This window comes from Cupriavidus sp. MEYA8 (assembly GCF_059278825.1).
The window spans coordinates 2,013,621-2,028,723 of record NZ_CM181221.1 but is presented as its reverse complement, the minus strand read 5'-3'; the positions used below and the strand labels follow the sequence as shown (position 1 = coordinate 2,028,723).

Below are 15,103 nucleotides of genomic sequence, written 5' to 3'. Positions count from 1 at the left end.
GTCAGGAGGTCAGTGGTGCTTGTCCTCGCCGATCATCGCCAGCGAGTTGAAGGCGCGCATGTTGTACTTGTGCAGCTTGATCACCAGCATCATGGTCACGCAGATGAACAGGCCCAGCGCGATGATGACCACGCCGATCGGCACGTTCAGCTTGATCAGCAGCGCGTACAGGCACAGCATCAGCAGCACCGATACATTCTCATTGAAGTTCTGCACCGCGATCGAGTGGCCCGCCGACAGCAGCACGTGGCCGCGATGCTGCAGCAGCGCGTTCATCGGCACCACGAAGTAGCCCGACATCGCGCCCACCAGCATCAGGAACACGTAGGCGATGGCCATGTACAGCGGCATGTTCATGCCCAGGATGCTCAGCGTCACCTGGGGCATGGCGTCCTTGGTGTAGAAAGCCATGATCATCACGGTCGCGCCCATCGCCACACCGAACGGCAGCACCGACAGCGACTTGCGTAGCGGAATGCGCGCGGCGGCGGCGATTGCGCCCACGGCCACGCCGACGGCCACTACCGCCTGCAGCAGTGCGCCCTGCGACAGGTTCAGGCCCAGCGACTTCTCCGCCCACTTCAGCACGATGAACTGCAGCGTCGCGCCCACGCCCCAGAACAGGGTCGTAACCGCCAGCGAGATCTGGCCCAGCTTGTCGCGCCACAGCGCCAGGAAGCAGTCGCCGAATTCGGCGATCAGCTTGATCGGGTTCTTTTCCTGCTGCGGATAGCGGGCGCCGGTATCGGGAATGAACAGGTTGAACACCGACGCGATCACGTAGAACAGCATGATCACGACCATCGCGGCCTCGGCCGGCGTGTCGATGCCGGTGTCGATGAAGGGCAGGTCGAGCCGCATCAGGATGTCCGACACATGCACGGAAATCAGCGCGCCCCCCACCACGGTGCCCAGGATGATCGAGCCCACGGTCAGCCCCTCGATCCAGCCGTTGGCCAGCACCAGTTTCTCCGGCGGCAGCAGCTCGGTCAGGATGCCGTACTTGGCCGGGGAATAGGCCGCCGCGCCGAAGCCCACCACGCCGTAGGCGAGCAGCGGGTGGAAGCCGAACATCATGATCGCGCAGCCGACCACCTTGATGGCATTGGTGATGAGCATCACCCGCCCCTTGGGCATCGAGTCGGCAAAGGCGCCGACGAAGGCGGCGAGGATGACGTAGGAGAGAACGAAGAACAGCTTGAGCAGCGGGGTCATCCACTGCGGTGAATGCAATTCGGTGAGAAGGGCGATGGCGGCGATCAGCAACGCATTGTCGGCCAGCGACGAAAAAAATTGCGCGGCCATGATGGTGTAAAAACCCTTCTTCATGCTTTCGACTTTGTCTCCATCGCGGACTTCCGTCACGCCGGTCAGGGCGGCACCGGCTGGGGAGGCTATGGTTTGCAGGGAACCTTGCGCCGCGGCCGTGTCGAATTGTCTTTGTTGCACTGCGCTGCGGCGCCGTGCGGTTTGCCTGACAGTCATTGACATAATGCTTCGCTTTTAGAACATGGCCGGAGCGTCCGGCTTTATATCACGAAAACATGACATTCCCGAACCCCGGCAAGGTGCCTTTTTGACTGCAAATTGCCGCGCCGATTCCCCAATGACCCCCGGCAGCGGCTCCCGGATGTGTTCAAATAACGGCTGCGATCCCGGCCAGACGACGGGTGTACCGCTGACTGGTGCAGCGGCAAGACAATATCGCAGCCGGACGCCCACGTGACCAGGCAAACGCAAATTTCCCATGGCCGCTCACCTTAGCGCGACATGCCCGCAATATGAAGCACTTCGCATCTACGTGCCGTCGCCCACTGACAGGTGACCCTCGCGCCATTAAAGCTGAGACAGAGCCGTCCTTCCAGTCCCCGCAGTGACGTGAGCGATGCGCCACCGCGCTGCCCGCACTGCCTGATTCCCGAGATGTGACTCCATGCCAAGACCCATCCACGCCGTCATCCACCAACCCGCCCTGGCCAACAACCTCGACGTCGTCCGCCGCAGCGCCCCCGCTTCGCGCATCTGGGCCGTCGTCAAGGCCAATGCCTACGGCCACGGCATCCGCCGCGTCTTTGCCGCGCTGCGCGGCGCCGACGGCTTTGGCCTGCTGGACCTGAATGAAGCCGTGCTGCTGCGCGACCTGGGCTGGCAGGGCCCCATTTTGCTGCTGGAGGGCTTTTTCCAGCCGCAGGACATCGCCCTGATCGAGCAATACCGCCTGACCACCGCGATCCACTGCGACGAACAGCTGCGCATGCTGGAAAGCGCGCGCCCCAGGGGCCCGCTGGCGATCCAGCTCAAGCTGAACACCGGCATGAACCGGCTCGGCTTCCATCCAGCCCAGTATCGCGCCGCCTGGGAGCGCGCCCGCGCCATGCCCTGCGTAGGCAGTATCGTCCATATGACGCATTTTTCCGATGCGGATAGTCCCCGAGGCATCGCCCACCAGGTCGAGGCCTTCGACGCCGCCACCGCCAACCTGCCGGGCGAGGCGAGCCTGTCGAACTCGGCCGCGGTGCTGTGGCATCCGCAGGCGCACCGGGCCTGGGTGCGTCCCGGCATTATCCTGTACGGCGCCTCGCCGACCGGCCGCGATGCCGATATCGCCGGCACCGGCCTGCAGCCGGCCATGTCGCTGCACAGCGAGCTGATCTCGGTGCAGGACCTGCAGCCGGGCGAGACGGTGGGTTATGGCTCCTTGTTTACCGCCGACCGCCCGATGCGCATCGGCGTGGTCGCCTGCGGCTATGCCGACGGCTACCCGCGCCATGCCTCCGGCTGGGGCGCGCAGCGCGCGCCGGTGCTGGTCGACGGCGTGCGTACGGAACTGGTCGGCCGTGTCTCGATGGACATGCTGTGCGTGGACCTGACGCCGTGCCCGAAGGCGCGGGTCGGCAGCCCGGTGACGCTGTGGGGCCAGGGCCTGCCGATCGACGAGGTGGCACAGGCCAGCGGCACGGTCGGCTACGAGCTGATGTGCGCGCTGGCGCCGCGCGTGCCGACCACGGTGGCAACCATCACGGCATCCGACAGCGCCGCGCCGGCCGTGGTGTAGAAGGTTGCAAACGAGAGGTTGCAAACGAGAGCTGGCGGCAGCGCCTGCCGCCGGCTAGTGTGAGGGCCGGGCCACTTCTGCGCCCGGCCTGTTCTTTCCCGCAAGGATTTTCCGTTGGCCAAGACCAAGACCGTCTACACCTGTACCGAATGCGGCGGCACCGCGCCGCGCTGGGCCGGCCAGTGCCCGCATTGCCAGCAATGGAACACGCTGGTGGAAACGGTGGCCGAGACGGCCGCGTCCAAGCGCTTCCAGCCGCTGGCGGCATCGGCCATGGTGCGCAAGCTGTCCGAGATCGAGGCCGCGGACGTGCCGCGCTTCTCCAGCGGCATCGACGAGTTCGACCGCGTGCTGGGCGGCGGACTGGTGGCGGGCGGCGTGGTGCTGATCGGCGGCGATCCCGGTATCGGCAAGTCCACGCTGCTGCTGCAGGCGCTGGCCAACCTGGCCGGGCAGCGCCGCGTGCTCTATGTCAGCGGCGAGGAATCGGGCGCGCAGATCGCCCTGCGCGCGCAGCGGCTGGGCGTGGAAAGCCCGGCGCTGGGGCTGCTCGCCGAAATCCAGCTAGAGAAGATCCAGGCCACGCTCGAAGCCGAGAAGCCGGAAGTGGCGGTGATCGACTCGATCCAGACGCTGTACTCGGAGGCGCTGACGTCGGCGCCGGGCTCGGTCGCGCAGGTGCGCGAGTGCGCGGCGCAGCTCACGCGCATCGCCAAGAGCAGCGGCATCACCATCATCCTGGTCGGCCACGTCACCAAGGAAGGCAGCCTGGCCGGGCCGCGCGTGCTGGAGCATATCGTCGACACGGTGCTGTACTTCGAGGGCGATACGCATTCTTCGCACCGGCTGATCCGCGCCTTCAAGAACCGCTTCGGCGCGGTCAACGAGCTGGGCGTGTTCGCCATGACCGAGCGCGGGCTGCGTGGCATCAGCAACCCCTCGGCGCTGTTCCTGTCGCAGCATGAAGAGACCGTGCCCGGCTCGTGCGTGCTGGTGACGCAGGAAGGCACGCGCCCGCTGCTGGTGGAGATCCAGGCGCTGGTCGACACCGCCCACGTGCCCAACCCGCGCCGGCTGGCGGTGGGCCTGGAGCAGAACCGGCTGGCGCTGCTGCTGGCGGTGCTGCACCGGCATGCGGGCATTGCCTGCTTCGACCAGGATGTGTTCCTAAACGCGGTAGGCGGGGTCAAGATCACCGAGCCGGCCGCCGACCTGGCGGTGCTGCTGTCGATCCATTCGTCGATGCGCAACAAGCCGCTGCCGCGCGGGCTGGTGGTCTTTGGCGAAGTCGGCCTGGCCGGCGAAATCCGGCCCAGCCCGCGCGGCCAGGAACGGCTGAAGGAAGCGGCCAAGCTGGGGTTCACGCTGGCCGTGATCCCCAAGGCCAATGCGCCCAAGCAGAAGATCGACGGCCTGGAAGTGATCGCGGTGGAGCGCATCGAGCAGGCAATCGACCGGGTGCGCCACCTGGACTGAGGCATGGGCGCCGGCGGCTTGCTTATGGAAACTCGCGCAGGCGTTGCGCAGCCGATGTGGCGTCCAAGGCGGGGGCGGAAAAATCGGTAATAATGCGCAGCAATGCCGCGCCCCCGAACTAAACACACCTGACGGCACCCGTTTGCCGGATCACCCCGGATCACCACGGATCACCATTTATCACCGCTATGCAAGCCAATTCCCGCGCCTATTTCCTGCTGATCGCCCTGGTTTCCTTCGGCCTGGTCGGCGTTGCGCTCTACCTGCAGTTTGAAAAGGGCTACCAGCCCTGTCCGCTTTGCGTGATGCAGCGCTTTGCGTTTATCGGCATCGGCATCTTCTCGCTGCTCGCCGTGGTGGCGCAGAACACGCGCTCTTTGTGGCAGGGCCTGGGCATGCTGTCCGGCATCGCCGGCATTGCCGTGGCGGTGTATCACGTGTCGCTGTTGCTCAACCCGAAGGCGACCTGCGGCATCGATCCGCTGGAGAACTGGGTCAACGCGCTGCCGACCGCCAAGGTGCTGCCGCAGGTGTTCTACGCCGATGGCCTGTGCGCGGCGCCGCTGCCGCCGGTGCTGGGCCTGTCGGTGCCGGCGTGGTCGCTGATCTGGCTGTTTATCCTGACGCTGACGCTGGCGGTGGGGTTGATCCGGCGGGAGAAGAATTTCCGTTGAGTGGTAAGGGCAAACAAAAACCGGCCTAAGGCGCTGCGCTAAGGCGCCGTTTTTTTACTGCGGGAAGGTTGAAGTCCAGCGGGTTTGCTGCCCTCTCCCACTTCGCGGGAGAGGGCAGCGTCCGCAAGGGGTGTAAGGCTATGCAGGCGCTGTTGGCGTTGAGGGGCTCCTCACGCAATCTGCTCGATTTGCTCCTGTAACTCCAGCCACTTCTCTTCCAGCGTCTCCAGCTCGCCATTGACCTCGCCCTGGCGCTTCAGCATCTCCATCAGCTTCGCCTTGCTGGCTTCGGCATAGCTCGATTCATCGGCCATGAATCGGTCGATCTCCTCCTTGGCGGTTTGCAGCACTGCCATCCGCTTCTCGACCTTCTCCAGCTCCTTCGTCAGCGGCTTGCGCAGCGCCGACAGGCGCTGGCGCTCGTCGGCCTCGGCGCGGCGCTGGTCCTTGCGGTTGATCGTGGCGGCGCCATCGCCGCCATTCTCTGCCAGGTGCGCGGCCGCGGCGGCGTTGCGCTTGGCGGCGGCCTGCTGCAGCAGCCAGTCGCGGTAGTCGTCCAGGTCGCCGTCGAAAGGCTTGATGGTGCCGTCGGCAACCAGCATGAACTGGTCGGCGGTGGCGCGCAGCAGGTGGCGGTCGTGCGAGACCAGGATCAGCGTGCCTTCGAACTGCGCCAGCGCCATGGTCAACGCCTCGCGGGTATCGAGGTCGAGGTGGTTGGTCGGTTCGTCGAGCAGCAGCAGGTTGGGCTTCTGCCAGACGATCAGCGACAGCGCCAGCCGCGCCTTTTCGCCGCCGGAGAAAGGCTCGATCGGCGAGGTGGCCATGTCGCCGCGGAAATTGAAGCTGCCGAGGAAGTCGCGCAGCTCCTGCTCGCGCACGTCGGGCGCGAGCCGCGCGAGGTGCTGCAGCGGCGAGTCGTGGTCGCGCAGCGTCTCGAGCTGGTGCTGGGCGAAGTAGCCGATCTGCAGGCCCTTGCCCAGGCGCAGCGTGCCGGTCAGCGGATCCTGCGTGCCGGCCAGCGTCTTGACCAGCGTCGACTTGCCCTGGCCGTTGGCGCCCAGCAGGCCGATGCGCTGGCCGTTCTGGATCGACAGCGCCAGGTTGTGCAGGATGGTGACCGGCGGCTCGGCCTCGGCGTAGCCGCAATCGACGCCGTCGAGCACCATCATCGGATTGGGCGCGGCGTCGGGCTCGCGGAATTCAAAGGCAAAGCCGGCGGCGACGTGCACCGGCGCGAGCCGCTCCATCTTCTCCAGCGCCTTGACGCGGCTCTGCGCCTGGCGCGCCTTGGTCGCCTTGGCCTTGAAACGCGTAATGAACGACTCCAGGTGCGCGATTTCCTTCTGCTGGCGCACATAGGCGGACTGTTGCTGCGCCATCTGCTGCAGCCGCAGGGTCTCGAACAGCGTGTAGTTGCCGCCGTAGCGGCGCACCTGCTGGTTCTCGATATGCACGGTGACGTTGCAGATCGCATCGAGGAATTCGCGGTCGTGCGAAATCATCACCAGCGTGCCCGGGTAGCGCGCCAGCCAGTCTTCCAGCCAGACGATGGCGTCCAGGTCCAGGTGGTTGGTCGGCTCGTCGAGCAGCAGCAGGTCGGAGGGGCACATCAGCGCCTGCGCCAGGTTCAGGCGCATGCGCCAGCCGCCGGAGAACGACGATACCGGCTGCGTGACCTGGGGCAGCGTAAAGCCGAGGCCGAGCAGCAGCGCCTCGGCGCGCGCGGCGGCGGTGTAGCCGTCGGCGTCGGCATAAGCGGCGTGGGCTTCGCCTTCGGCGGTGCCGTCGCCGCTGGCCTGCGCGGCCGTGATGGCGGCTTCGATCTCGCGCAGCCGGGTGTCGCCGTCGATCACGTACTCGACCGCGCTGCGGCTGACCGCCGGCGTTTCCTGCGCCACATGCGCCACGCGCCATTGGGCCGGCACGCTGACATCCCCGCCGTCCGGATGCAATTCGCCGCGCAGCAGCGCGAACAGCGTCGACTTGCCGCTGCCGTTGGCGCCGACTAGGCCCACGCGCTCGCCCGGGTTGAGCGTCACGCTGGTGTGGTCGAACAGCACCTTGGTGCCGCGCTGGAGGACAAGCTGGTCGATTCGGATCACGTGCGGGGAAACTTCTGAACGGGGTACTGGCAACTACGCGGAAAAGCCGGCCAAGGCGGGTTGGCGGCGCTGGCCGGCATTGTAGCGTTTCCAGTGCGGGGCATGCCCGCGAATGGCGAAACACCAGAAATGCCAGGGCATTGCGCACCGCCCCGGTGCCCCGCATGGCGGCGGGTCCTAGGGATTACCCTCGAACTGCGAAAACTCTATTTTCTTTGTGGGTGGGTTGCGTGTAAATTCATTTTCATTCGTTTTTCAGGATGTAACCGGCAGCGTCGCCCATGCGCATGCCGTCCCGACCCGACATGACCCAAGGCCATTCGATCTCCGACCGCATCGCGCGCAGCCTGCCCACGCTGACGCCGGCGCACCGCCGCATGGCGGAATACGTGCTGGCCAACCTGTTCCGCGCGGCCACGATGCGCATCGACGAGTTTGCCGCGGCGGTGGACGTGTCGGTGGCCACCGCCAACCGCTTCGCGCGGGCGCTGGGCTTCGACGGCTATCCGCAATTCCGTACCGAGCTGGTGCGCGGCTTTGAGGCCACGCTGGCGCCGGTCGAGCGGCTGCGCAGCGAACTGGAGCGGCCCGCCACCGTGGCCGAAGTGTTCGCCGCCTCGCTCGAGGATGCGGCCGCCAATGCCGAAGCCACCCGGCGCGGCATCGACGCGCAGGCGTGCGAGCGCGCGGTCGCGGCGATCCTGGGTGCGCAGCGCGTCTACGTGGCGGGCTTCGGCGCCAGCGGCTTCCTGGCCGGCCTGCTGCAGCACGGGCTGGAAATGCATTGCCGCATGGTGACCTCGGTCGCCGGCGCCGGCGGCGCCTCGCACGCGGCGCGCCAGCTGTTCAAGCTGCAGCCGAGCGACCTGCTGATCGTGATTGCCTTCCCGCGCTATGTGACCGACAGCATCGAACTGGCGGAGCGCGTCAAGGCGCACGGCGGCCGGGTGCTGGCGCTGACCGACGGGCCGACCTCGCCGCTGGCGCCGCTGGCCGATATCGCGCTGTACGCGCAGGCCGCCAACCGGCTCTCGGCCAACTCCGACGCGACCGTGCTGGCGCTGATCGAAGCGCTGTGCGGCGCGGTCGCGCATCGCGCCGAGCGGCCGGTCAAGGCCGCCGCCGAAATGACCGAATTCCTGCTGCCGTGGCTCTATGGCGCGCCAGGCGCGGACCGCGCCGGCCGTGCCGGGCCAGCCGAGCCGCAGGCTACCGAAGAGCAGGCGGCGGGCACCACGCGCCGCCGCGCCTCCAACCTCAAGAAGCCCTGAGCTATCCCATGCAACAAGCAGTCATTGCCATCCACGGCGGCGCCGGCACCATCACCCGCGAGGCGATGGATCCCGCGCGCGAACGCGAATACACGGAAGCGCTGGAACACGTGCTGCGGGCCGGCCAGCGCATCCTGGCCAACGGCGGCAGCGCGCTCGACGCGGTGACCGAAGCCGTGCGCCTGCTGGAGGAATGTCCGCTGTTCAACGCGGGCAAGGGCGCCGTGCTGACCCACGCCGGCACCTATGAACTCGACGCGGCCGTGATGGACGGCGCCACCCGCGATGCCGGCGCGGTCGCCTGCGTCACGCGGCTGCGCAATCCGGTGCTGGCGGCGCGCGCGGTGCTCGACCACAGCGAGCATGTGCTGTTTGCCGGCACAGGCGCCGAAGAATTCGCCGCCGCCCAGGGGCTGGAGCTGGTGGAGCAGGACTACTACTTCACGCAGGCACGCCATGAGCAATGGCAGCGCGCCCGCGGTACCGCCGGCATGGCGCTGCTCGACCATGATGCCGCCGCACTGGCGGCACGCAACAACCCGGCCGACCCGATCGACCCCGACAGCAAGTTCGGCACCGTCGGCGCGGTGGCATGCGACAGCCGTGGCAACCTCGCCGCGGCAACTTCCACCGGCGGCGTGACCAACAAGCGGGTGGGGCGCGTCGGCGATACCCCCGTGATCGGTGCGGGCTGCTATGCCGACGACGTGGTGGCGGTGTCGGCCACCGGCACCGGCGAGATGTTTATCCGCACCGTGGCCGCTCACGATGTCTCGGCGCAGATGCGCTATGCCGGCCTGCCGCTGGAGGAATCGGCACGGCGCGTGGTGATGGAAAAGCTGGTCGCCATCGAAGGCCGCGGCGGCCTGATTGCGGTAGACCGCGACGGCAACGTCACGCTGCCGTTCAACACCGAAGGCATGTACCGCGGCTTTGCCCGCGTGGGCGAGGCCGTCAGCGTCTCGATCTACGGCTGACCCGCGCCGCACCGGCAAGTCTCAGCACTCGCAGCAAACAAGGAGTACCTAGTGGCCACTACCCCTGCGCAATCGCGCGCTTCCGCCTCCGGCATCATCCTGCCGCCCGAGCGCGTCGTCTCGGTCGACGGCCTGAGCGTGCGCTTTGCCACGTCCGAACGTACCGTCGAGGCCGTGCGCAACCTGTCGTTCCATGTCGACCGCGGCGAGACGCTGGCGGTCGTGGGCGAGTCGGGCTCGGGCAAGTCGGTCACGTCGCTGGCGCTGATGCGGCTGGTCGAGCATGGCGGCGGCAAGATCGCCAGCGGCAGCATGCTGCTGCGCCGGCGCGGCGGCGAGGTGATCGACCTGGCGCGCGCGGATAACGCGACCCTGCGCAGCGTGCGCGGCGCCGACGTGGCGATGATCTTCCAGGAGCCGATGACCTCGCTCAACCCGGTGTTCCCGGTGGGCGAGCAGATCGCCGAATCGATCCGGCTGCACCAGGGCAAGAGCCGCGCCGCGGCGCGCGCCGAAGCGCTGCGCATGCTGGAACTGGTGCGCATCCCCGAGGCGCGCCGCGTGCTGGAGCGCTATCCGCACCAGCTCTCCGGCGGCATGCGCCAGCGCGTGATGATCGCGATGGCGCTGTCATGCAAGCCGGCGCTGCTGATCGCCGACGAGCCCACTACCGCGCTGGACGTGACCATCCAGGCCGAGATCCTGCAACTGGTGCGCAGCCTGCAGGCCGAGATGCACATGGGCGTGGTCTTCATCACCCACGACATGGGTGTGGTGGCCGAGGTGGCCGATCGCGTGCTGGTGATGTACCGCGGCGAGAAGGTGGAAGAGGGAAGTTCCGACGACGTGTTCCGCGCGCCGGCGCATCCGTACACGCGCGCACTGCTGTCGGCCGTGCCGCGCCTGGGCGCCATGAGCGGCACCGACCTCCCGGCCAAGTTCCCGCTGCTGCGGCTGGACAGCGCCAGGGCGGAGCAGGCCGCGCCGCAGGACACGGTCAAGCCCGGCATCGCGCCGATCCTGCGCGTGCAGGACCTGGTCACGCGTTTCGACGTGCCCGGCGGCCTGTTCGGCCGTGTCACGCGCCGCGTGCATGCGGTGGAGAAGGTCAGCTTCGATCTCTACCCCGGCGAAACGCTGGCACTGGTGGGCGAGTCCGGCTGCGGCAAGTCCACCACGGGGCGTTCGCTGCTGCGCCTGGTGGAAAGCCAGAGCGGCACCATCGAGTTCAACGGCCAGAACATCAGCAAGCTGGAAGGGCCGGCGCTGCAGACGCTGCGCCGCAATATCCAGTTCATCTTCCAGGACCCGTTCGCGTCGCTCGATCCGCGCGTGCCGGTGGGCTATTCGATCATGGAGCCGCTGCTGGTGCACAAGGCGGCCAGCGGCAAGGAGGCCGAGCAGCGCGTGGCCTGGCTGCTCGACAAGGTGGGGCTGGATCCGTCGCACGCGGCGCGCTATCCGCACGAGTTCTCCGGCGGCCAGCGCCAGCGCATCTGCATTGCGCGCGCGCTGGCGCTGAACCCCAAGGTGGTGGTGGCCGACGAGTCGGTGTCGGCGCTGGACGTGTCGATCCAGGCGCAGATCGTCAACCTGATGCTCGACCTGCAGCGCGAGCTGGGCATCGCCTTCCTGTTTATCTCGCACGACATGGCGGTGGTCGAGCGCGTCAGCCACCGCGTGGCGGTGATGTACCTGGGCCAGATCGTCGAGATCGGCCCGCGCCGCGCGATCTTCGAGAACCCGCAGCACCCGTACACGCGCAAGCTGATGTCGGCGGTGCCGATCGCCGATCCGGCGCGGCGCCACCTGCGGCGCGAGCCGCTGAACGATGAGATTCCCAGCCCGATCCGCGCGGTCGGCGACGAGCCGGTGGTGCAGCCGCTGATGCAGGTCGCCGGCAGCGGCGCGCTTGGCCACTATGTCGCCCGGCATGCCGTCGGCGGCGCCTATTGAAGTCCTGGAAATAACGAAGCTACCAAGGAGAATCGACGATGTCTGCACGTATGGTTTCGCCCCGATGGATGGCCGGCGCCTTTGCCGCCGGCACGCTCGGCATGCTGGCCGCCGCGCCGGCCTTCGCGGCCAAGGATGCGGTGATGGCGGTGTATTCCACCTTCACCACGCTGGACCCGTACGACGCCAACGACACGCTGTCGCAGGCAGCCAGCAAGTCCTTCTACCAGGGCCTGTTCGGCATGGACAAGGACATGAAGCTGGTCAACGTGCTGGCCGACAGCTATGACGTCAGCAAGGATGGCCTGGTCTACACCATCAAGCTGAAGAAGGGCATCAAGTTCCACGACGGCACTACCTTCGATGCCGCCGCCGTCAAGGCCAACCTGGACCGCGTCACCAACCCGGCCAACAAGCTCAAGCGCTATACGCTGTTCAACCGTGTCGCCAAGACCGACGTGGTCGATGCCAATACCGTCAAGGTCACGCTGAAGGAGCCGTTCTCGCCGTTCATCAACGTGCTGGGGCATCCGTCGGCGGTGATGATCTCGCCGGCCGCGCTGCAGAAGTACGGCAAGGAAATTGCCTTCCATCCGGTCGGCACCGGCCCGTTCGAGTTCGTCGAATGGAAGCAACCCGATCACCTGAAGGGCAAGAAGTTCGCCGGCTACTGGAAGACCGGCTACCCGAAGATCGATTCCATCACCTGGAAGCCGGTGGTCGACAACAACACCCGCGCCGCCATCATGCAGACCGGCGAGGCGGACTTTGCCTTCAGCATCCCGTTCGAGCAGGCCGCGGTGCTGAAGAGCAGCGCCAAGGTCGATCTGATCTCGTCGCCGTCGATCATCCAGCGCTACCTGAGCCTGAATACCACGGTCAAGCCGTTCAACGACCCGAAGGTGCGCCAGGCCATCAACTACGCCATCAACAAGGACGCACTCGCCAAGGTGGCGTTCGCCGGCTATGCCGTGCCGGCCGAAGGCGTGGTGCCCCCGGGCGTGGACTTTGCCGAGAAGCTGGGCCCGTGGCCGTATGACCCGGCCAAGGCGCGCGCGCTGCTGAAGGAAGCCGGCTACCCGAACGGCTTCGAGACCACGCTGTGGTCGGCGTACAACCACACCACCGCGCAGAAGGTGATCCAGTTCGTGCAGCAGCAGCTGCAGCAGGTCGGCATCAAGGCGCAGGTGCAGGCGCTGGAAGCGGGCCAGCGCGTCGAAAAGGTCGAGAGCGTGCAGAAGCCGGAAGACGCCGGCGTGCGCATCTACTACGTGGGCTGGTCGTCGTCGACCGGTGAATCGGACTGGGCGCTGCGTCCGCTGCTGGCTTCCGAGTCGATGCCGCCCAAGCTGCTGAACACCGCCTACTACAAGAACGACCAGGTCGATGCGGATATCGCCGGCGCGCTGCGCACCACCGACCGCAGCGAGAAGGCCCGCCTGTACAAGGACGCCCAGGAACGCATCTGGAAGGATGCGCCGTGGGCCTTCCTGGTGACGGAGAAGGTGCTGTTCGCGCGCAGCAAGCGGCTGACCGGGGCGTATGTGATGCCGGACGGGTCGTTTAATTTTGATGAGATTGATATCAAGCAGTGAGGGGTGTGAGGGCAGGCGCTTGCAGCACCGCGAAGCCGCGCTCTGCCACAACCCACCCAACCTAGCAGTAAAGCAGTAAGCCGATGGTGGCCGCCTGCCCGCGTCGCGGGGTCGCAGGCAGGCGGCCTGCGGCCTTTCTTCATGGTGTGCAATGCTGAACTACTTCCTCAAACGAGTGCTGGGCGTGATCCCCACGCTGCTGATCGTGGCAGTGCTGGTGTTCCTGTTCGTCCACCTGCTGCCGGGCGATCCCGCGCGGCTGGCGGCGGGCCCCGAGGCCGACTCGGCTACGGTCGAGCTGGTGCGCAAGGACCTGGGCCTGGACCGGCCGCTGCCCGAGCAGTTCGTCAACTTTTTCTCCAATGCGATCCGCGGCGAGTTCGGCAATTCGCTGCGCACCAAGCGCCCGGTGAGCGAAGAGATCGGCGACCGCTTCATGCCCACGCTGCTGCTGACGGTGGCGTCGATGGCGTGGGCGGTGGTGTTCGGCATGGTGATCGGCATCGGCTCGGCGGTATGGCGTAACCGCTGGCCGGACCGGCTGGGCATGACGCTGGCGGTCTCGGGCATCTCCTTCCCGGCCTTTGCGCTCGGCATGCTGCTGATGGAGGTGTTCTCCGTGCAGTTGGGCTGGCTGCCGTCGATCGGCGCCGACACCTGGAAACACTACGTGCTGCCGTCGATCACGCTCGGCGCCGCGGTGGCGGCGGTGATGGCGCGCTTTACCCGCGCCTCGTTCGTCGAGGTGCTGCAGGAAGACTTTATCCGCACCGCCCGCGCCAAGGGCGTGCGCGAGACGGCGGTGGTGGCCAAGCATGGCCTGCGCAACGCGATGATCCCGGTGGTGACGATGATGGGCCTGCAGTTCGGCTTCCTGCTGGGCGGCTCGATCGTGGTCGAGAAAGTGTTCAACTGGCCCGGCCTCGGCCGCCTGCTGGTCGATGCCGTCGAGATGCGCGACTACCCGGTGATCCAGGCCGAGGTGCTGCTGTTCTCGCTCGAATTCATACTGATCAACCTGGTGGTGGACATGCTCTACACCGTGATCAATCCCACCATCCGCTACAAGTGAGGCCGGCATGACTGAGCTTTCCACGCCCGCCGCAAGCGAAGCGGCACCCGCAACGGCCCCGGTGCCGGAGGCCGTGCGCACGCCCTGGACCGAGTTCTGGCGCAAATTCCGCAAGCAGCACCTGGCGCTCGGCGCCGGCGTGTTCGTGCTGCTGCTGGTGCTGGTCGCCGTCCTGGCGCCGCATATCGTGCCATACGACCCGGAGAATTTCTTTGACTACGACGCGCTCAACGCCGGCCCGTCGGCTGCGCACTGGATGGGCGTCGATTCGCTCGGGCGCGATATCTTCAGCCGCATCCTGGCCGGGGCGCGCATCTCGCTGGCAGCGGGTTTCCTGTCGGTGATCATCGGCGCGGTGATCGGCACCGTGCTGGGCCTGCTGGCCGGCTACTACGAGGGCTGGTGGGACCGCATCGTGATGCGGATCTCCGACGTGCTGTTCGCCTTCCCGGGCATCCTGCTGGCGATCGGCATCGTCGCCATCCTCGGCAACGGCATGACCAACGTGATCTTTGCCGTGGCGATCTTCAGCATCCCGGCGTTCGCGCGGCTGGTGCGCGGCAATACGCTGATGCTGAAGCGGCTGACTTACGTCGAGGCCGCACGCAGCATCGGCGCGTCGGACTGGACCATCCTGATGCGCCATATCCTGCCGGGCACGGTGTCGTCGATCGTGGTGTATTTCTCGATGCGGATCGGCACCTCGATCATCACCGCGGCCAGCCTGTCGTTCCTGGGGCTGGGCGCGCAGCCGCCCACGCCGGAGTGGGGCGCGATGCTGAACGAGGCCCGCGCGGACATGGTGACCGCGCCGCACGTGGCGATCTTCCCGAGCCTGGCGATCTTCCTGACCGTGCTCGCGTTCAACCTGCTTGGCGACGGCCTGCGCGACGCGCTGGATCCCAAGATCGACCGCCGCTAA

11 protein-coding genes are annotated in these 15,103 nt (G+C 67.0%); 9 read left to right on the top strand and 2 right to left on the bottom strand.

Annotated features, from left to right (window positions below):
- Positions 1–9: 9 nt before the first annotated feature.
- On the bottom strand, positions 10–1,329 hold the full coding sequence (gene lplT, locus AC5WJ1_RS09325) for a lysophospholipid transporter LplT (RefSeq protein ID WP_135705403.1): 1,320 nt from the start codon (positions 1,327–1,329) through the stop codon (positions 10–12).
- A 604-nt stretch (positions 1,330–1,933) separates the two neighbouring features.
- Between lplT and alr the strand changes: the two genes are divergently transcribed.
- The 3 genes from alr (at position 1,934) to AC5WJ1_RS09310 (ending at position 5,205) form a co-directional block, all read left to right on the top strand.
- Positions 1,934–3,055: an alanine racemase gene (gene alr / locus AC5WJ1_RS09320; RefSeq protein WP_133096355.1), complete on the top strand. Its 1,122-nt coding sequence runs from the start codon at positions 1,934–1,936 to the stop codon at positions 3,053–3,055.
- Positions 3,056–3,169: 114 nt separating this feature from the next.
- Entirely contained in the window at positions 3,170–4,531 is a 1,362-nt protein-coding gene (gene radA, locus AC5WJ1_RS09315; protein WP_133096354.1) for a DNA repair protein RadA, read from the top strand.
- 188 nt (positions 4,532–4,719) lie between these two features.
- Positions 4,720–5,205 carry a disulfide bond formation protein B gene (locus tag AC5WJ1_RS09310; protein WP_029045809.1) on the top strand — a complete coding sequence of 162 codons (486 nt, stop codon included), beginning with the start codon at positions 4,720–4,722 and terminating at the stop codon, positions 5,203–5,205.
- Positions 5,206–5,375: 170 nt separating this feature from the next.
- On the opposite strand, the gene AC5WJ1_RS09305 is transcribed toward AC5WJ1_RS09310, so the two are convergent.
- Complete coding sequence (locus AC5WJ1_RS09305) at positions 5,376–7,310, bottom strand: ATP-binding cassette domain-containing protein (RefSeq protein WP_494476042.1); 1,935 nt, start codon at positions 7,308–7,310, stop codon at positions 5,376–5,378.
- 305 nt (positions 7,311–7,615) lie between these two features.
- On the opposite strand from AC5WJ1_RS09305, the gene AC5WJ1_RS09300 reads away from it, so the two are divergent.
- From AC5WJ1_RS09300 to gsiD, 6 genes are all read left to right on the top strand, one after another.
- Positions 7,616–8,581, top strand: a complete 966-nt coding sequence (locus AC5WJ1_RS09300) for a MurR/RpiR family transcriptional regulator (RefSeq protein ID WP_133096352.1) — start codon at positions 7,616–7,618, stop codon at positions 8,579–8,581.
- An 8-nt stretch (positions 8,582–8,589) separates the two neighbouring features.
- Positions 8,590–9,558, top strand: coding sequence for an isoaspartyl peptidase/L-asparaginase family protein (locus tag AC5WJ1_RS09295; RefSeq protein ID WP_133096351.1), 969 nt, complete (start codon positions 8,590–8,592; stop codon positions 9,556–9,558).
- Between the two features lie 51 nt (positions 9,559–9,609).
- Positions 9,610–11,514 carry a dipeptide ABC transporter ATP-binding protein gene (locus AC5WJ1_RS09290; protein ID WP_494476041.1) on the top strand — a complete coding sequence of 635 codons (1,905 nt, stop codon included), beginning with the start codon at positions 9,610–9,612 and terminating at the stop codon, positions 11,512–11,514.
- 38 nt (positions 11,515–11,552) lie between these two features.
- Positions 11,553–13,109 (top strand): glutathione ABC transporter substrate-binding protein GsiB, encoded by a 1,557-nt coding sequence (gsiB, locus tag AC5WJ1_RS09285; RefSeq protein WP_133096349.1) that lies wholly within the window; start codon positions 11,553–11,555, stop codon positions 13,107–13,109.
- A gap of 151 nt (positions 13,110–13,260) precedes the next feature.
- On the top strand, positions 13,261–14,181 hold the full coding sequence (gsiC, locus tag AC5WJ1_RS09280) for a glutathione ABC transporter permease GsiC (protein WP_133096348.1): 921 nt from the start codon (positions 13,261–13,263) through the stop codon (positions 14,179–14,181).
- A gap of 7 nt (positions 14,182–14,188) precedes the next feature.
- Positions 14,189–15,103: a glutathione ABC transporter permease GsiD gene (gene gsiD / locus AC5WJ1_RS09275; RefSeq protein ID WP_063237910.1), complete on the top strand. Its 915-nt coding sequence runs from the start codon at positions 14,189–14,191 to the stop codon at positions 15,101–15,103.